The sequence below is a fragment of the Arthrobacter sp. KKT183 genome (genome assembly GCF_055657625.1).
In genome coordinates, this window is the sequence record NZ_CM145770.1 from 2514326 (window position 1) to 2532348 (window position 18023).

General features: G+C 64.6%; 15 protein-coding genes. 5 read left to right on the top strand and 10 right to left on the bottom strand.

What is annotated here, in order from left to right; translation table 11 throughout:
* Positions 1 to 69 precede the first annotated feature (69 nt).
* Genes guaA through ACZ2GY_RS11935 form a run of 3 tightly spaced genes read right to left on the bottom strand, consistent with a single transcriptional unit; the run spans position 70 to position 2987 of the window.
* Positions 70 to 1656, bottom strand: a complete 1587-nt coding sequence (guaA, locus tag ACZ2GY_RS11925) for a glutamine-hydrolyzing GMP synthase (RefSeq protein ID WP_277359259.1) — start codon at positions 1654 to 1656, stop codon at positions 70 to 72.
* Between the two features lie 45 nt (positions 1657 to 1701).
* Positions 1702 to 2166, bottom strand: coding sequence for a DUF3817 domain-containing protein (locus ACZ2GY_RS11930; RefSeq protein ID WP_277359258.1), 465 nt, complete (start codon positions 2164 to 2166; stop codon positions 1702 to 1704).
* A complete protein-coding gene (locus tag ACZ2GY_RS11935) occupies positions 2163 to 2987 on the bottom strand; it encodes an SURF1 family protein (RefSeq protein WP_471671965.1) in 825 nt (274 codons plus the stop codon). Before ACZ2GY_RS11935 ends, ACZ2GY_RS11930 begins: the two co-directional genes overlap by 4 nt.
* 130 nt (positions 2988 to 3117) lie before the next feature.
* On the opposite strand from ACZ2GY_RS11935, the gene ACZ2GY_RS11940 reads away from it, so the two are divergent.
* Both ACZ2GY_RS11940 and ACZ2GY_RS11945 read left to right on the top strand, forming a co-directional pair.
* On the top strand, positions 3118 to 4836 hold the full coding sequence (locus ACZ2GY_RS11940) for an ABC transporter ATP-binding protein (protein ID WP_471671966.1): 1719 nt from the start codon (positions 3118 to 3120) through the stop codon (positions 4834 to 4836).
* A complete protein-coding gene (locus tag ACZ2GY_RS11945) occupies positions 4829 to 6616 on the top strand; it encodes an ABC transporter ATP-binding protein (protein ID WP_471671967.1) in 1788 nt (595 codons plus the stop codon). Before ACZ2GY_RS11940 ends, ACZ2GY_RS11945 begins: the two co-directional genes overlap by 8 nt.
* Positions 6617 to 6692: 76 nt before the next feature.
* Here the strand turns inward: ACZ2GY_RS11945 and ACZ2GY_RS11950 are convergent, their stop codons facing one another.
* The 3 genes from ACZ2GY_RS11950 to ACZ2GY_RS11960 form a co-directional block, all read right to left on the bottom strand.
* Positions 6693 to 7118 carry a PTS sugar transporter subunit IIA gene (locus ACZ2GY_RS11950; protein WP_082565933.1) on the bottom strand — a complete coding sequence of 142 codons (426 nt, stop codon included), beginning with the start codon at positions 7116 to 7118 and terminating at the stop codon, positions 6693 to 6695.
* A gap of 147 nt (positions 7119 to 7265) precedes the next feature.
* Entirely contained in the window at positions 7266 to 8990 is a 1725-nt protein-coding gene (locus ACZ2GY_RS11955; protein WP_346027151.1) for a glycerol-3-phosphate dehydrogenase/oxidase, read from the bottom strand.
* 50 nt (positions 8991 to 9040) lie between these two features.
* Positions 9041 to 10180 carry a GuaB3 family IMP dehydrogenase-related protein gene (locus ACZ2GY_RS11960; protein WP_277359252.1) on the bottom strand — a complete coding sequence of 380 codons (1140 nt, stop codon included), beginning with the start codon at positions 10178 to 10180 and terminating at the stop codon, positions 9041 to 9043.
* 70 nt (positions 10181 to 10250) lie between these two features.
* On the opposite strand from ACZ2GY_RS11960, the gene ACZ2GY_RS11965 reads away from it, so the two are divergent.
* Genes ACZ2GY_RS11965 through ACZ2GY_RS11975 form a run of 3 tightly spaced genes read left to right on the top strand, consistent with a single transcriptional unit; the run spans position 10251 to position 12466 of the window.
* Entirely contained in the window at positions 10251 to 11129 is an 879-nt protein-coding gene (locus ACZ2GY_RS11965; protein WP_471671968.1) for a hypothetical protein, read from the top strand.
* Positions 11130 to 11177: 48 nt separating this feature from the next.
* Positions 11178 to 11849, top strand: a complete 672-nt coding sequence (locus ACZ2GY_RS11970) for a hypothetical protein (RefSeq protein WP_346027154.1) — start codon at positions 11178 to 11180, stop codon at positions 11847 to 11849.
* Positions 11846 to 12466, top strand: a complete 621-nt coding sequence (locus ACZ2GY_RS11975; protein ID WP_471671969.1) for a hypothetical protein — start codon at positions 11846 to 11848, stop codon at positions 12464 to 12466. Before ACZ2GY_RS11970 ends, ACZ2GY_RS11975 begins: the two co-directional genes overlap by 4 nt.
* 12 nt (positions 12467 to 12478) lie before the next feature.
* On the opposite strand, the gene guaB is transcribed toward ACZ2GY_RS11975, so the two are convergent.
* The 4 genes from guaB to groL form a co-directional block, all read right to left on the bottom strand.
* A complete protein-coding gene (gene guaB, locus ACZ2GY_RS11980) occupies positions 12479 to 13984 on the bottom strand; it encodes an IMP dehydrogenase (RefSeq protein ID WP_471673588.1) in 1506 nt (501 codons plus the stop codon).
* 120 nt (positions 13985 to 14104) lie between these two features.
* A complete protein-coding gene (locus ACZ2GY_RS11985; protein ID WP_471671970.1) occupies positions 14105 to 14764 on the bottom strand; it encodes a response regulator transcription factor in 660 nt (219 codons plus the stop codon).
* 142 nt (positions 14765 to 14906) lie between these two features.
* Complete coding sequence (locus ACZ2GY_RS11990) at positions 14907 to 16085, bottom strand: sensor histidine kinase (RefSeq protein WP_471671971.1); 1179 nt, start codon at positions 16083 to 16085, stop codon at positions 14907 to 14909.
* A 247-nt stretch (positions 16086 to 16332) separates the two neighbouring features.
* Complete coding sequence (gene groL, locus ACZ2GY_RS11995; RefSeq protein WP_471671972.1) at positions 16333 to 17946, bottom strand: chaperonin GroEL; 1614 nt, start codon at positions 17944 to 17946, stop codon at positions 16333 to 16335.
* Positions 17947 to 18023 lie beyond the last annotated feature (77 nt).

Genomic DNA, 18023 nt, shown 5'->3' on the forward strand with positions numbered 1-18023 from the left:
CCGGCGTCGGATTTCACGCTGTTATCAGCTAAGCGCCCTCCACCGCCGGCAACAGCTGCCGGCCGGAAGTCACTCCCACTCGATGGTTCCCGGCGGCTTGCTGGTGACATCGAGCACCACGCGGTTGACGCCGTCGACCTCGTTGGTGATGCGGTTGGAGATCCGGGCAAGTAGCTCATACGGCAGCCGGGACCAGTCAGCGGTCATCGCGTCCTCGCTGGAGACCGGACGCAGCACGATGGGGTGCCCATAGGTACGCCCGTCGCCCTGAACGCCGACGCTGCGTACATCTGCCAGCAGGACCACGGGCATCTGCCAGACCTCGTTGTCGAGGCCTGCCGCCGTGAGTTCGGCTCGGGCAATGGCGTCTGCCTTGCGGAGCAGCTCGAGGCGTTCAGCGTTGATGGAGCCGACGATGCGGATTCCGAGGCCGGGACCGGGGAACGGCTGGCGCCCTACGATCTCCGCCGGAAGTCCGAGCTTGGCACCGACAGCGCGGACCTCGTCCTTGAACAGGGTGCGCAGCGGCTCGACAAGCTCAAACTGCAGGTCTTCCGGGAGTCCGCCCACGTTGTGGTGGCTCTTGATGTTGGCTGTACCCTCGCCGCCGCCCGATTCCACGACGTCCGGATACAGCGTGCCCTGCACGAGGAAGCGGATCTTCTCGCCGTGGGCTTCGGCGTCGGCGATGATGGCCCGCTCTGCTTCCTCGAAGGCACGGATGAACTCGCGCCCGATGATCTTGCGCTTGGTCTCCGGGTCCTCGACGCCCTCGAGTGCTTCAAGGAACCGCTTCTGCTCATTCGCAACGTAGAGGTTCACGCCGGTAGCGGCCACGAAATCCCGTTCCACCTGTTCGGCTTCACCCTCGCGGAGCAGCCCGTGGTCAACGAAGACACAGGTGAGCTGATCGCCCACCGCACGCTGCACGAGAGCCGCAGCCACTGCCGAATCAACACCGCCGGAAAGCCCGCAGATCACGCGTGCGTCTCCCACCTGCTGGCGGATGCGCTCAACCTGTTCCTCGACAATATTGCCGGTGGTCCAGTTGGGGTTCAGACGGGCGCCCTTGAACAGGAAATTCTCCAGCACCTGCTGACCGTGTGCCGAATGCTTGACCTCGGGATGCCATTGCACGCCGTAGAGCTGCTTGCCCTCGTGGGCAATCGCAGCAACCGGAGCACCGGCTGTGCTGGCCAGGACGTCAAAGCCCTCGGGTGCAGCCTGAACGGAGTCGCCGTGGCTCATCCAGGCATTCTGATGGTCAGGGGTTCCCTCGAGGATGGACCGGGCGCCTTCGGAAACGGCGACGTCGGTGGATCCGTATTCACGCAGGCCCGTCTTCGCGACCGTGCCGCCAAGCGCTGATGCCATGGCCTGGAAGCCGTAGCAGATGCCAAGGACCGGGACACCGGCGTCGAACAGGTCAGGATCTATGCGAGGCGCGCCTTCGGCATACACGCTGGACGGTCCGCCGGACAGAATGATTGCTGCGGGGTTGCGTGCGAGCAGCTCCTGGGTGCTGATCGTGTGAGGAACGATCTCCGAGTAGACGTCCGCTTCCCGAACGCGGCGGGCAATCAGCTGGGCGTACTGGGCGCCGTAATCGACAACAAGTACCGGCTGGTGTTCTGGAGCAGGAGCGGGCGTAGTCACGCGTCAACACTAGTGGTAGTGCGGGTGAGGCTGCACATCATGGAATCAGTACCTTGCCTTGGCTTGGGGGTGGGCCGCGAGTTCTTCCTCCACCCGGCGGTGGACGCGTTTCTCGACGATGAAGGAGAGCAGCGGGATGACGCCGCCCAGTGCAATGATCACGAACTGGGAGAACGGCCAGCGCATGAACTGCCAGAGCCGGAAGTCGGCGATCAGGTACACCACGTAGAGCCAGCCGTGGACGATGAGCACGGCTGTTGAGAGGTTGAACCCGCCGGCGCCGTCCACCTGGGCTTCTTCAACCAGGCCGAGCGCCCCAGCGGATCCGCCGGCGATGATCTCCGCACCGAAGCCGTACTTTGCAACCATCTCCACCACGACGAGCAGCAGCATGATGCCGGTCGCGTACGCCAGCACCTTGTAGAAGCTGAGCGCGGATCGGATCTGGGCGTGGGTTCCACCGAAGCGGCGTTTGCCGGCCGGGCTCTTGGCGGGTGCGGAATCGGTCACGTTCTTACCTCGTCGGTAGTGGGTTGTAGCTGTTGCGGAGAGTGTTGATCCGACGCGATGTCCTGATCCTCTTCCTCTTCCAGCGTGCGGCGGTGATCGTCAGCCACGAGCCGCCACCAGAGGAAGAAGGCAAATCCGGCGAAGACGAACCATTCCACGGCATAAAAAATGTTGAGCCAGTTGAGCGGTGTCTCCTGCGGCTGCGGACCAATGGTCACTGCCTCAAGGGGCGCCTCGGGCTGGACGGTGCTGCCGTCCATGACGGTCTCAAAGGAAACAACGAAACCGGAATACATCAGGGGTACATCCCACACGTTGATGAGCTGCGCAACGGACAGGGTGGGAACCTGACCGGGAACGGGCACCTGAACCGCCGGGGCTTCGGTAGGCAGCAACCTCCCCTGTACGACGGCCACACCCTCACGTTCGGGCACCTCTGACGCGGCTTGTGCCTCAGGTACCCAACCGTGCACGACCGGTAGAACAGCGGACGGCAGCCCGGAGTCCGCTACCTCGAACGCGGAAACCACCCACAGTCCGTCGCGGTCCCCCTGCAGGCGTGTCTGCACCAGAACGCGGGTGTCCGGCAGGAAGCGGCCTTCCATCCGGACCATCTGGTCTGCCACGCCGGCGGTCATCGGGATGCCCGCCTGAAAGACCTTGGTGAGGGGCTGAACCTGCTCGGTGGTACTCGGAGGAGGCGGCGCGGAATCCTGCGAGCGCGAGAACTGCCATTGGCTCAAAAGGACGAAAAGCGCGGCAATAGCCAGAGCGAGGATCAGAGAAAGGATCCATCGCGGCTTGAGCGCGGTTTTCAACACCCCTTAACGGTACTTCGTGCCCCCTGAAGGGAACGAATTGCGGCCCTGCTCAGGAGACCGAGATCACTCTCGCGCGAGTGATTGGGAATCATCTATCACTTTGAGTGATTTGAGACTAGGATTGATTCTCGTGCGCTCGTACCCCTACCCCGATCCAGGCCAACCTGACCTTAGGTCGCCGTCCCGCTATCTGTTGTGGCTGGCATCCCAACAGAAGGGCACCCTTGCTGCCGCCGTCGTACTCGAAACGCTCCTCATGGTGGCGCAGGCCGTTGTTCCCTTCGCACTGGGCCGCGCCATCGACGAAGGGATCATCGGCCGTAGCTGGGACGCACTGCTGTGGTGGGTCCTCATCCTGGTTGCGCTTACCGTAGGGCAGGCGTTCGCCGGTATGCTGGCGCACCGCGCGGCGATCAGCAACTGGATGCAGGCGGCCTTCAAGTCGATCCGCCTCGTGGGCTACAAGATCACCCGCACGGGCGACGCCTTGCCGCAGAAGCTTTCGACCGGTGAGGTCGTGTCCACGGCAGCCTCTGACGCTACCCGCCTGGGTGAGATTTTCTACGTCGCCGCCCGGCTGGCGGGTGCACTGGTTTCCTGGTTGGTGGTGTGCGCGCTTATCGCTCTGAGCTCGGTCATGCTCGCAGTTGTTGTACTGATCGGTGTTCCGGCGTGCTGCGCGCTGCTTCTGTTTGTTGTCCGTCCGTTGCAGGCACGCCAGCGCGAACAGCGTGACGCTTCAGGGAAGATGACCGCCGTCGGCGCCGATACTGTCGCCGGCCTTCGTGTGCTGCGCGGGATCGGCGGGGAACACATTTTCGTCAGCCGGTACCGTGAGCGGTCGGCGGAAACGCGCGACGCCGGTATCAAGGTTGCGCGCTCGCTGGCCACGCTGGAGGCCTCCCAGGTCTTCATCGCCGGTGCCTTCAGCGTGGTCTTCACCTGGGTGGGTGCCACGCTGGTGTTGAACGGTGAGATTGAGCCCGGCCAACTGGTGGCGTTGTTTGGCTACTCCGTGTTCCTGATGACTCCGATCCGCAGCGCGGCGGATGGGGTGTCCCACTCGATCCGGGCCCTCGTGGGAGCGCGAAAGATCATCAACGTGCTGTCCGTTGACGCGAACATCACCGACAACGCAACTGCCGCGGCACCGGACGGTCCCGCTCCGCTCGTGGACACCTCTAGTGGTGTGGCTCTCAAGCCCGGCGGACTGACCGCTCTGGTCTCAGCTGACCCCGCGATGTCTGCCGACCTTGCCACCCGGTTGGGCAGGTTCGATGACGCGGTGTTGCGGGAAGCGGTAGTCCGGTGGGGTGGGGCCGCCCTGCACGAGGTCCCCCTCGATGACGTCCGGCGCCGCATTGTGGTGAGCGAGGCCAACCCGCAGTTGTTCACCGGCACCCTGCGCAGTCAGCTGGATCCGCACGGGCGGCACAGTGACGTGGAGATCCTTGCCGCACTGGAGGCCGCCAGTGCACTGGACATCCTCGACGGCCTGGAGGCCGGCCTGGACTCCGAGGTCACCGAACGGGGACGCGGATTCTCCGGCGGCCAGCGCCAGCGCCTGGTCCTTGCGCGGGCGCTGCTGACGGATGCCGAGACCCTCGTGCTCATCGAGCCGACCAGCGCGGTCGATGCACACACCGAATCCCGGATCGCCGAGCGGCTGGGACGGGCGCGGGGCACCGAAGGCGGTACCACCGTCGTCGTCACTGCCAGCCCGCTGATGCTCGGCGCCATGGACCATGTTGTCTTCCTCGAAGATGGCCGACTGAGTGCGCAAGGAAAGCACCAGGAACTGATGTCCGCCGTCCCTGCCTATCGAAATGTGGTGATCCGCAGTGAGTGATACCCAGGTGTCAGAGCCGGTGACCGATCCGGCCGTAGCTGCATCGGCGAAGCTGCCGGTCGCTGACGCACAAGCAGTGAAGGCGGAATCGCTGCGCCTGATCCGCCATCACCGCGGCGGGCTGATCAGGGTTGTACTGCTCTACGTCGGCTCAGCCGCTGCAGGCCTGGTAGGGCCGTTCATTCTCGGCCAGGTTGTCGACGCCGTGGTGGCGGGCACCACCAGTGGGTTCATCGCGGCCATGTCACTGCTGATGCTCGGATTCCTGGTGGTTCAGGCCGTCCTGCGCAAGCTCGCCGTCCGGGCCGGCATGATCTTCGGTGAAACGGTGTTCGCTGAGCTGCGCGAGGATTTCATGGCGCAGGTCACCTCGCTGCCGCTGTCCACGGTGGAAAAGGCCGGCACTGGCGACCTCGTTTCCCGTACCACCAACGATGTTGACTCCGTCTCCCACACCGTCCGCTTCGGCGTTCCGCAGGTGGTGGTCTCGGTGGTGACCATCATCATCACGCTGGCCGCAGCGATCCTCACCTCTCCCCTGCTTTCGATTGCCCTTTTGGTGGGTGTTCCCCTGCTGTATCCGGCCACCCGCTGGTACCTCAAGCGCAGCTCCGCCGGCTACAAGGCCGAGCGGGAGAGCTACGCGGTGGTGAACGGATCCATCACGGAGACCATCGAGGGTGCCCGCACCGTAGATGCGCTCGGTCTCGGAGGACTGCGCCGCAACCGGATCGACGAGGCTCTGACCGGCAGTTTCGCTGCCGAGCGCTACACGCTATGGCTGCGATCGGTGCTGTTTCCGGCTGCGGACACCGCGTTCTGGCTTCCGGTGGCCGGTGTGCTGCTGTGGGGCGGCTGGCTTGCCTCGGTGGACCTGGTCACTCCCGGCGCGGTCGCAACAGTGGCACTGTTCGCCGTCCGTCTGATCGACCCGGTGGACCTGCTCATCATGTGGACCGACGAAATCCAGGTGGGTGCGGCCTCGCTGGCCCGGATCATCGGGATCAAGAACGTCCCGGCGGACCGGACGGCAACCGACGTTCAGCCCTCGTCCGATGACATCACTGTCTCCGGTGCCCGCTACGCTTACCGGCCGGGCCATGACGTGCTGCACGGCGTGGACCTTCAGTTGCGGCGCGGCGAGCGCCTTGCGATGGTGGGGCCTTCGGGAGCCGGGAAGTCGACACTTGGACGGCTTATTGCAGGCATTCATCCGCCCACCGACGGTTCAGTGACGGTGGGCGGCGTGCCGCTGGTGGATCGGCCGCTCGACGCGCTGCGGCGGGAGGTAGCCCTGGTGACGCAGGAGCATCACGTCTTCGTGGGGTCCCTCGCCGACAACATCCGGCTTGGCAAGGCGGACGCGACATCCACCGAAATCGAAAAGGCACTGGACGACGTCGGTGCGCTGGGTTGGGCGCGCGCCCTGCCTGAGGGCCTGGATACGGAGGTTGGCTCAGGTGCGTACGAGGTAACCCCCGCCCAGGCGCAGGAGGTTGCCCTGGCCCGGCTTGTCCTGGCCGATCCGCACACGCTGGTGCTCGATGAGGCGACCTCGCTGATCGATCCGCAGGCAGCACGTGACCTGGAGCGCTCACTCAGTGCGGTTCTGGAGGGCCGCACGGTTGTGGCCATTGCGCACCGCCTGCATACCGCGCACGACGCCGACCGCGTGGCTGTGGTGGAGAACGGCAACATCACAGAACTCGGCTCCCACGACGAACTGCTTGCACTCGGCGGCTCATATGCGTCGCTCTGGCGGTCCTGGCGGACGGAATAAACCCGGAAATTTAGTGCAGCTCCGGTGGGTTCAGACGGCGTCGAACCCACCGGAGCTGCGCAAAATTTCCCAGGTGTTAATGGTCGAAGAACACCAACGATGAGTTGATGAGTTCGCTGATGACCTCCGCGTCGTGTGCCCGGCGCAGCGACTCGCGGAAGTTCTCCTTGAACAGGGAACGGGCCAGTGTTGCGAGGACCTCGAGGTGCTCGGAGAAGGACGCTGCGGGGGTCGCGATCAACAGCACCAGCGTTGCGGGACCGTCCTGGGCGCCGAAGTCGAGGCTGTGCCCGTACCGCGTGACTCCGACGGCGATCGAGGTTTGCTCGACGAACTCGCTCCTGGCGTGGGGCACTCCCACTCCCCCGGGCAGGCCGGTTGCCATCTGGTGCTCCCGGGAGTTGACCTGCGCGAGGAAGCCCTCGAGGTCCGTGACGCGCCCCGCCTGGTGCAGGCGCGCCGCCAACTGGCCAGCGGCGTCGGCCTTGTCTTCAGCGACCATGTCGAGGATTACCAACTGTGGTGTGGTCAATTCGGCGTCATGCAGGTCGAGGGGTGTCACAACCGGCCTCTCACGGGTAACTCGGGAACGTGTGCGAAGGACGGGTGCGCCGGGCGCCTCTGCCTGACCGGTGCACCGATCCGGACCCTAGCTTAGCGGCACGATGTCATCGACTCCCATGCGTGCGCTGTCAGCCGACACGTCATCGGGCTGCTGTTGGCTGAGTCTTTCAGCTTCCACCCGGGCGAGGTAGTGCTTAACCTCACGGTCCACCTGCGCATCACTCCAGTTCAGGTGCGGAGCCATCAGGCTTGCGACAACGGGAGCTGCTGAGACGCCGCGGTCCCAGGACTCGATCGAGATGCGCGTGCGGCGGGTCAGTACGTCATCGACGTGGCGGGCGTCCTCATGCGTGGTGGCGAAGACAACTTCTGCTCGCAGGTAGTCGTCGGCACCCGGGAGCGGCTCTGCCAGCGAGGCGTCCTCCCGGATGAGGCCGAGCACCAGCTCTGCGTCGGTGCCGTACCGCTGCAGCAGGTGCTCGACGCGCGCGACGTGGACCCCTGCTTCCTCCGCCATGCGGGCGCGCTTGTTCCAGGCTGCCCGGTAGCCCTCGGCACCGAGCAGGGGGACGGTCTCGGTGCAGCTGGCCGGTACCCGTTCATCGAGCGCACGCGAGGCTTCATCCACGGCATCCTTGGCCATCACCCGGTAGGTGGTCCACTTGCCGCCTGCAACAACGACCAGCCCCGGAACAGGGTGGGCAACCACATGTTCGCGGGAAAGCTTGGCCGTGGAGTCATTCTCCCCGGCCAGCAGCGGACGCAGGCCGGCGTAGACGCCCTCCACGTCCTCACGGGTCAGCGGCCGCTTCACGACCTTATTCACATGCTCGAGGATGTAGTCGATATCCGACGACGACGCTGCCGGATGCGCCTTGTCCAGATCCCAGTCGGTGTCCGTGGTGCCGATGATCCAGTGCCTGCCCCAGGGGATGACGAAGAGGACGGACTTCTCCGTGCGCAGAATGAGCCCGACGGTGGACTGGAAGCGATCCCGCGGAACCACCAGATGGATGCCCTTCGAGGCCCGGACCTTCAACTGACCGCGGTCCGTGACCATGGCCTGGGTTTCATCCGTCCAGACGCCGGTGGCGTTGACGACTTGCTTGGCGCGGATGGTGAATTCCTCGCCGGTCTCCTGGTCTTTCACCCGTGCCCCGACAACGCGTTCCCCTTCCCGGAGGAAGTCTTCGACGGAGACCCGGTTTGCTGCCTTGGCCCCGTAGGACGCCGCGGTGCGCATCATGTTGACGACGTAGCGTGCGTCATCCACCTGGGCGTCGTAGTAGCGGATTGACCCCACCATGGCGTCATCCTTGAGGCTCGGAGCTGCCCGGAGGGTGCCCCTGCGCGTGAGGTGCTTGTGCATGGGGACGCCGCGCGAGTTGCCGGAAGTCATTCCCATCGTGTCATACAGCAGGATGCCCGCCCCGACGTACGGCCGCTCGATGAACCGCTTGGTCAGCGGATACAGGAACGGCACCGGCCGGACGAGGTGCGGTGCGATTCGCTGGATCAGCAAGCCGCGTTCCTTCAGTGCCTCCTGAACCAGGGCGAAATCCAGCATCTCGAGGTAGCGCAGGCCACCGTGAATGAGCTTCGATGAACGCGAGGATGTGCCCGCTGCCCAGTCCCGCGCCTCAACGATTCCGACGTCGAGGCCCCTAGTCACCGCATCCAGGGCAGAACCGACGCCGACGACGCCGCCGCCCACGATCAGGATGTCCAGCTCCTTGCCGGGTTGGTTGGTGGACTTGAGAGCGGCAAGTGCATCTTCACGCTGCTGGGGGCTGAGGGCGCCTTTGGTCATGGCCGTGATCCACCTTCATCGTTGCGGACTGGTCCCTCAACCTTAGGCAATCAACCGTTGGAAAGGTAGGGCGAGAGGACTACCTCGACCCGCTGGAACTCCTTCAGGTCCGAATACCCGGTGGTTGCCATGGCGCGGCGAAGCGCACCGATCATGTTCGAGGTGCCGTTGGTGTGATGAGAGGGCCCCCAGAGCACTTCCTCAAGCGGCCCGACGGTACCGACGTTGACGCGGTCTCCGCGCGGAAGTTCGCTGTGGTGGGCTTCCTGCCCCCAGTGCCAGCCCTTGCCCGGTGCTTCCTCTGCGCGGGCCAGTGCTGAGCCGAGCATGACGGCGTCCGCACCGACAGCGATGGCCTTCACAATGTCACCGCTGGTGCCCATCCCGCCGTCGGCGATGACGTGGACGTACCGGCCGCCGGACTCATCCAGGTAATCGCGGCGGGCAGCAGCCACATCCGAGATGGCCGACGCCATCGGTGAGTGAATGCCCAGGGCGCGCCGCGTCGTCGTCGTTGCTCCACCGCCGAAGCCCACCAGCACGCCGGCCGCGCCGGTGCGCATGAGGTGCAGCGCGGGTGTGTAGCCGGCAGCGCCGCCGACGATGACAGGTACATCCAGCTCATAGATGAACTGCTTGAGGTTGAGCGGTTCCTCGTTCTTGGAGACGTGCTCGGCGGAGACCGTAGTGCCGCGGATAACGAAAATATCGACGCCCGCGGCCAAGACCGTCTTGTAGAACTCCTGGGTGCGCTGTGGTGTGAGTGACCCGGCAACGGTCACGCCGGCGTCGCGCATTTCGGCCAGCCGGCTGGTAATAAGTTCAGCCTGAATGGGTACCTCGTACAGCTCCTGCATGCGGCGGGTGGCTGCGGGGCTGAAGTTTTCGGTGGACAGTCCGGCAATTTCCTCAAGGACCGGCGTAGGGTCCTCGTAGCGCGTCCAGAGGCCTTCGAGATTGAGAACACCCAGCCCGCCCAATTTGCCTATCGCAATGGCGGTCGCGGGCGACATGGTCGAATCCATGGGCGCAGCGATGACCGGCATCTCGAACTGGTAGGCGTCGATCTGCCACTGAACCGAGACGTCCCGCGGGTCCCGGGTGCGGCGGGACGGGACCACCGCAAGGTCATCGAGGGAATATGCCCTGCGTCCGCGTTTGCCTCGGCCGATCTCAATCTCGTAAGTCACCGGTCTAGGTTATCCCAGCGGGGAGAGGTGCCCATCGCTCGCCCGGGTTCCGTTCCGTACAGTCAGAACCATGTCTGGGGAAACAATCGGGGCCAACCCCCAACAGTTGCGCGATCTCGCCCGCTCCATGGGGAGTTCAAGCGCCGCGATAACGACGGCGGACCAAACCATCACTGCGCTGCTGAACGGAATCCCCTGGAACGGTCCGGACGCGGCCCAGTTCCGTACCCGCTGGCACACCTCCGTACGCGTGCAGCTCAATCAGACGGCGGCCATGCTGGAGACGCAGTCGCACGCGCTGGTTGATCAGGCTGTGCAGCAGGAGCAGACAAGCAACGACGACGACGGCGGCGGCGGCGGCTTCGACGGTGTCCCTGCGAGCGCGGCGGACGGAAGTACCCCTGCCTCCGCAGGCGATGACCTCCTCGACCTCTTCGGCAACGGGCTCGGGGATCTTGGTGCCTGGCCGCCGTTCCAGATAGCGAACTGGGTCACTTCTGCCGGCGGACTTGGAGCCGAGCGCCTCCTGAATGCGATGGCGCGGGCGGACCTGCTCACTCCCGGCTTCGGCACGGCGCCGGAAGTGGGATACCTCCGCGGAACCCAGACCCTCAATGCGCTGAACCTGGCCGGCAAGTTCGCCGGCGGGCTCAGCATTCTGACCGGGCTGGGTCAGACCTACCAGGGTATCCAGTCAGGGGACGGGCACGTTGTTGCCGACGGTGCTATCACTACAATCCTTGCAGCGGGCAGCCTCACGCCCACGCCGGCTGCTCCGTTCTTCGCGGCGGCCTCGCTTGTCTGGGCCGGCGCACAGTTCCTGTCCGGAGACGTGCCGGTCACCGAAAGGATCACCGACTTTGCATCCGATGCAGGGGACGCCATCTCTGATGGGGCTGATGCCATCGCGGAAGGAGCGGAAGATGCGTGGAACTGGGCCTTCGGATAGTAGCGTCACTTCAGGAACCGCTAACCGCCCCCGATCTCGGAGAGAGCATTGACCACTACGGATTCGCTGCAACTGACCGAACACGAGATTTTGGCGCTCCTGGCCTTCAATGACGGTGAATCGACTGCGCTGACGCGCGAGATCTTTCGGCTCACCCCGCAGGCAGACAACGAGCAACTGACCAAGGCCGGCATGACAACGCTGCTGGTGCGTGGCCTGGCCGAACTAAGCGATAGTGATTTGGTCCTCAAGGGACCCACGGAATTTATCGCCGCCGTGATGGCGACTGCAGGCGATTGGCTCGAAATTGCGCTCGTGACTCCGGAGCGGAACCACGTCATGTTCGCTGTGGCATCCGCCGGCGGAGCATTCGTGGCGAACGCCAACGGCAACGGCACTCACGGGTTCACTCCCCTGAAGAACGACAGGCCCGTCCTGAAGTTCGGGTTGGACGCGGCAGCACACTACCTTGGTGATTCAGGGCTGGAATCGGATGGGAGCGGATCACCTGGGCGCCGACCGGTTGCCGCGCAGATCAAGCACCACGGCCTGGGTGTGCAGTCGAAGACAGCCAACCTCATGGTCGACGAGTCCGGCACGTGGCAGCTGGCCACGGGTGATGGCGATCAACTGGCGAAACGCGAAGTGGACGGCTCCGTGGCGCTGGAGCTGTTCGAGGAAGCCCTGGAGCTCGATCACGACACGACGGGTTCGGAATGAGTCAGGAAACCCGTTCACTCGACTACTGGATGTCGCCTCAACTCAGCGAGGCCGGACAGGGCACCGGCAGCATCCTCAGGCGTATGGCGCTCAACGACGCACAGAGCCGGGCTACTTTCCTCATGCTGTATTTCTGGTGCGCCTGGCTGGCTCTCGTGGCACTTGCGCTGGCGTTCACCGCACCCGGTGGGGCTCCCTACGCTGTTGCGGGGGCTGTGCTCACCGGTGGAGCCGCGGGTGCGCTTCAGGCGCGCCGGCGCGGCCGGCAGGTTCCAACATCTCGTCATCCGGCGTCATCACGGGCCCCACGCACGGTACGTGGCGCCTGGACCGGAATCACCCTCGTGGCGGTTGGATCGTGCGGACTCATACTGGCGCTTGCCCTGTCCGGGAATGCAAGCCTCAGCCCTGGATCCGTCAGTGGTGCTGTGCTGGGAGTCTTCTTCCTTGTCACGTTCTTCGCCGGGACCCTCCTCATCCCCGCATGGCACATCGAGAACGCTGCGCGCCTCTTCCGCGAGCGGATTGGTCAAGAGCCCGGATTACGGCAGGCGCTTGAGGAAATGTCCCGAACGCACAGCGAGCCGAACGGCAGGATGCAGTTCGGGCCGCTCTAGCCTTTCGGCTGGCTACTTCGATCCGTAGTTGGGCGCTTCCACGGTCATCTGGATGTCATGGGGATGCGACTCCTTGAGCCCGGCCGAGGTGATCCGGACAAACTTGCCCTTGGCCTTCAGCTCTTCAATGGTGCGTGCGCCGGTGTAGAACATGGTTTGGCGCAGGCCGCCGACCAGCTGGTAGGCGACGGATGCGAGCGGTCCCCGGTAAGCGACGCGACCCTCGATACCCTCGGGGATGAGCTTGTCGTCGCCCGTGACGTCCGCCTGGAAGTAACGATCCTTGGAGTACGAGGTGTTCTTGCCGCGGGTCTGCATGGCGCCGAGCGAACCCATGCCGCGGTAGGTCTTGTACTGCTTGCCGTTGACGAAGACCAGCTCGCCCGGTGCCTCGGCGGAGCCTGCCAGCAGGGAGCCGAGCATGACGGTGTCAGCACCGGCCACCAGCGCCTTGCCGATGTCACCGGAGTACTGCAGTCCGCCGTCAGCAATCAGGGGAACGCCGGCGGGAATTGCTGCCTTCGCGGACTCGTAGATGGCAGTGACCTGGGGAACGCCGACGCCGGCCACCACACGCGTGGTGCAGATGGAGCCCGGGCCTACGCCTACCTTGATGCCGTCTGCACCGGCATCGATCAGCGCCTGGGCGCCCTCGCGGGTTGCGGCCTGACCGCCGATGATGTCCACATGGGCGGCGGACTTCTCGGCCTTGAGCCGGGCAATCATCTCGAGCACACCGGCACTGTGGCCGTTGGCGGTATCAACGAACAATGCGTCCACACCGGCGTCAACCAGCGCCATCGCGCGTTCCCAGCCGTCACCGAAGAAACCGATGGCGGCACCCACACGGAGGCGGCCGTCGTCGTCCTTGGTGGAGAGCGGATACTGCTCCGCTTTGGTGAAGTCCTTGACGGTGATGAGGCCGCGGAGGATGCCGTCGCTGTCGACCAGCGGAAGCTTCTCGATCTTGTTCTTGCCGAGGAGTCCGATGGCATCCTCGCCGCTGATACCCACGTGGCCGGTAACCAGCGGCATTTGGGTCATGACTTCGCGGACGAGCCGGTTGGGGAAGTCGGATTCCGACACGAACCGGGTGTCGCGGTTGGTGACGATGCCGAGGAGCCTGCCGCCGCCGTCGACCACGGGTAGTCCCGAGACGCGGTAGTGGCCGCAGAGGTCGTCGAGTTCGCGCAGGGTGGCGTCAGGGCCGATGGTGACCGGGTTGGTGATCATGCCGGACTCACTGCGCTTGACGCGGTCCACCTGCTCGGCCTGGTCTGCGATGGAAAGGTTGCGGTGGATGACGCCTAGACCGCCCTGGCGTGCCATGGCGACGGCCATGCGGGCTTCAGTGACAGTGTCCATGGCGGAGGACAGCAGCGGCGTCTGAACGGTGATCCGCCGGGAAACCCGCGAGCTGGTATCTGCCTCGGACGGGATGACGTCCGTGTGCCCGGGAAGCAGCAGGACGTCGTCGTACGTCAGGCCGATGAAGCCGAAGGGGTCATGGTTCGACAATTCGCTCAACGCGGCGCCTCTTTCGGGGGATGTGGAGGAAGGAACCACCGGCTTCTGGTTCTGCCGGTTGTGCGGTCTTCTATCGTAAAACGAAAGGAGGGTGCACCCTATTCCGTTGGATCAGCGTCCGTTCCGGACCCAGTTCAGCACAGCAAGCACGCGCCGATGGTCATCCAGGTGCGGCGGAAGGTCCATCTTCGTGAAAATCGACGAAATGTTCTTCTCCACGCCGCCTGCGGAGAGCGGGAGCTGCCGTGCGATCGCCGCGTTGGTACGGCCCTCGGCCATGAGCTGAAGCACTTCCCGCTCCCGCGGCGTGAGTAAACTCACTGAATTGCCGTCTCTCCGGTTGAATGCCGCGGCCACCACTTCCGGATCCAGCACCATACCGCCGTCTTTCACCCGGACCAGCGCATCCATCATGTCTTCCAGCCGTGAAATCCGGTCCTTGAGCAGGTAGCCGACTCCACCGGCTCCGGCCACTGACGCTCCCGCCATCAGATCCGATGCGTAGGTCAGTTCCACATACTGCGACAGGACAAGAATGCCGATTCCCGGATGGCTTTGCCGAATTGCGGCTGCGGCACGCAAGCCTTCATCAGAGAACGACGGCGGCATCCGTACATCGGTGATGACGACGTCGGGCTGGTGGGTTGAGACGGCGGCGGTGAGGGCATCCCCGTCCTCCACCGCCGCCACCACCTCCGCACCGCCCTCGGTCAGGAGCCGGATGAGGCCCTCCCGCAGGAGGACGGAATCTTCTGCCAGAACTACTCGCACCTTTGGACTCTACCGCCTGGTTTCATCCGGTCCGGCGCCGGCTCCGGTCACACAGGCTGAATGACCGAGACCGGGATGCTGATCCGCACTGTGATACCTCCGGCATCTGGAGAGTCGATTTCCAGGACGCCGTCCACGCCTGCTAGCCGATCCTGCAGGCCAGCCAGCCCGGTACCCTTGCCGATGTGCGCGCCGCCCCTGCCGTTGTCGTGGACTTCCACGGTGAGGACGCCTTCTTCCGCGCGGGCGCTGAGGCGCATTCGGTGGCGTTGGAGTGTTTTGCGACATTGGTCAAGGCTTCGACGGCGGCGAAGTAGGCGGCGCTTTCGGCAGCAGGCGTGAAGCGGCCGGTTCCCATTCCGTCGGTGCTGAGCGTGACCGGGACAGGGCAACGCGCCGCAGCGGCGTCGAGCGCAGCCGGCAGCCCGCGTTCGATGAGGATCGGCGGGGCGATCCCGCGGGAGAGCGAGCGCAGTTCTGCCAGGGCCTCGCGGGACTGATCGATCGCGCCTTCAATCAGCTCACGGGTTTCAGAGTCGCCGGGCTGCAGCCGCCGTTTCGCGGATTCGAGGTCCATGGCCATCCGAACGATCCTCTGCTGGGGACCATCATGAATGTCCCGCTCGATCCGGCGCAGCGTTCCGGCCTCAGCTGCTACCACCGAGCTACGGGAGTTGGTGAGGTACTCGGTCCTCTCCTGCAGGTGCCGGCGTTCGTTGGTCAGCAGACCCACAGCGAGGGCGCGCTGGAGCAGGGCAAGTCCTTTCGCGACAGCCGGAAGGGTGAGCAGGAGAACCAGCCCGGTGGCGAACTGGAAGAGCCAATGAAGTGCAGGATCGACTCCCAGCAGGTCCCAAATATCACTGGGTGGCCCTGGAATGAACCGCATCCACATCCACTGCGTCATTGCTCCGAGCGCGCCGGCAATCCAGGTGAGAGTGATCGAGAAGGCGGCGACCCGGACCGGGAAACTGACGACGGCGTGGATCAAGTCCTTCCAGGACTGGAGATCGGTGATGGGCACGAGGACGGCCCGCAGCCTCGAGCTGTTGGAGCCGCTCTTGTAGTAGACGGGCGGCAAGGGCCCGCGGTTCCGCTCGCTGAGCTGGCGCTCTGCTGATGCGAAGAACCTCGCGGTGTACAGCCCACCTACGAGGATGAACACGCCGATGTAGATGATTGCGGTGCTGATTCCCGCGCTGAATAGGGCAATCGCCAGCACAAAAGCGGGCAGGCCGATGAAGAAACCGGCGAAGTTGTAGCTGATATCCGCTGTGAGCTGGTCAAACCAACCGCGGCGGCGTTGCGTACGCTCGTTCAAGGAAGTGCCTTTCGCTCTTACTGGAAGTGATACTCCAATCCTTCCCTTGGAGGTACCACCGCGTCTCTGGTGCGTACCCCCTATCTGCCACGACGCCTGGTGGGGTAATCCCCACCAGGCTGGGGGGAGCCCTCACGCACCAGCGCCCCGGTCCGTGTGGACCGGGGCGCTGGTAAGACATCAGCCTCAGGGGCGGCGCTCAGGACTTTTCCCTGTGTGGGTCACTGTCCTCGCCCGCCCTGTGTCGCTAGTGGCTGTGGCCGTGGCCCTGCTCTTCTTCCTCAACCGGCTTCTCAACCACGAGGGTTTCGGTGGTGAGAACCAGTGCCGCGATCGACGCTGCGTTGCGCAGTGCCGACCGGGTGACCTTGACCGGGTCGATGATGCCGGCGTCGACCAGGTTTTCGTAGTCACCGGTGACGGCGTTGAAGCCGTGGCCGACCTCAAGCTGGCTCACCTTGTCGATGACAACGTAACCCTCGTAGCCGGCGTTCTCGGCGATCCAGCGCAGGGGCTGAACCAGAGCGCGGCGCACGAGGCCGACGGCGGTAGCTGCGTCACCCTCGAGCTTGAGTACGCTCGGATCCTCATCGAGAACCTTTGAAGCGTGAATCAGGGCAGAACCGCCGCCGGCCACGATGCCCTCTTCGAGGGCGGCGCGGGTGGAGGACACTGCGTCCTCGATGCGGTGCTTCTTTTCCTTGAGCTCAACTTCGGTGGCTGCACCGACCTTGATGACGCCGACGCCGCCGGCGAGCTTCGCGAGGCGCTCCTGGAGCTTCTCGCGGTCCCAATCGGAGTCGGTGCGCTCAACTTCAGCGCGGATCTGAGCGATGCGGTCCGCGACGTCCTGCTCGCTGCCTGCGCCGTCAACGACGGTGGTGTTGTCCTTCGTCACGGTGATGCGGCGGGCCGAGCCCAGAACCTCAAGACCGACCTGGTCCAGTTTGAGGCCGAGATCCGGTGAGACAACCTGCGCACCGGTGAGGGTGGCGATGTCCTGGAGCATAGCCTTGCGGCGGTCGCCGAAACCGGGAGCCTTGACTGCTACGACGTTGAGGGTGCCGCGGATCTTGTTGACCACCAGGGTGGACAGCGCTTCACCTTCAATGTCTTCGGCGATGATGAACAGCGGCTTGCCTGCCTGCAGCGCCTTCTCGAGCAGCGGCAGGAATTCCTGCAGAGCAGAGATCTTGCCGGAGTTGATCAGGATGAGCGCGTCTTCGAGGACGGCTTCCTGACGCTCTGCGTCAGTGACGAAGTAGGGGCTCAGGAAGCCCTTGTCGAACTGCATGCCCTCGGTGAGGACAAGTTCGGTCTGGGTGGTCGAGGATTCCTCGATCGTGATGACGCCGTCCTTGCCGACCCGATCGAAAGCTTCGGCGAGCAGGTCGCCGACTTCCTGGCTCTGGGCGGAGATGGCTGCGACGTTTGCTGTCTGCTTGCCAACGACCTCGCGGGCGTTCTCGAGCAGACGGGCAGCAACGGCCTCGATGGAGACCTCGATGCCGCGCTTCAGAGCGCCGGGGGCAGCGCCTGCTGCAACGTTCCGCAGGCCTTCCTTGACCAGTGCCTGCGCGAGGACGGTAGCCGTCGTCGTGCCGTCACCGGCGACGTCGTTGGTCTTGGTGGCAACTTCCTTGGCGAGCTGCGCGCCGAGGTTCTCATAGGGGTCGTCCAGCTCCACCTCACGGGCGATGGTCACGCCGTCGTTCGTGATGGTGGGGGCGCCCCACTTCTTGTCGAGGACGACGTTGCGTCCACGAGGGCCGAGAGTCACCTTGACGGTGTCGGCCAGCTTGTCGACGCCTGCTTCGAGCTTGCGTCGGGCGGCGTCGTTGAATTCCAACTGCTTTGCCATGTTGTTTCGTTCCTTTCAGGCTTGTGCAGGAATGTGTACTGACAGGAAAGAACCCCGGCCGATGCTGACCGGGGTTC

What these genes read in the sequence shown, in the direction of transcription:
- ACZ2GY_RS11975 (WP_471671969.1), top strand. Translation starts at nt 11,846, where the DNA reads ATGAGTCAGGAAACCCGTTCACTCGACTACTGGATGTCGCCTCAACTC.
- groL (WP_471671972.1), bottom strand. Translation starts at nt 17,946, where the DNA reads ATGGCAAAGCAGTTGGAATTCAACGACGCCGCCCGACGCAAGCTCGAA.
- ACZ2GY_RS11950 (WP_082565933.1), bottom strand. Translation starts at nt 7,118, where the DNA reads ATGGTCGCTGAAGACAAGGCCGACGCCGCTGGCCAGTTGGCGGCGCGC.
- ACZ2GY_RS11965 (WP_471671968.1), top strand. Translation starts at nt 10,251, where the DNA reads ATGTCTGGGGAAACAATCGGGGCCAACCCCCAACAGTTGCGCGATCTC.
- ACZ2GY_RS11955 (WP_346027151.1), bottom strand. Translation starts at nt 8,990, where the DNA reads ATGACCAAAGGCGCCCTCAGCCCCCAGCAGCGTGAAGATGCACTTGCC.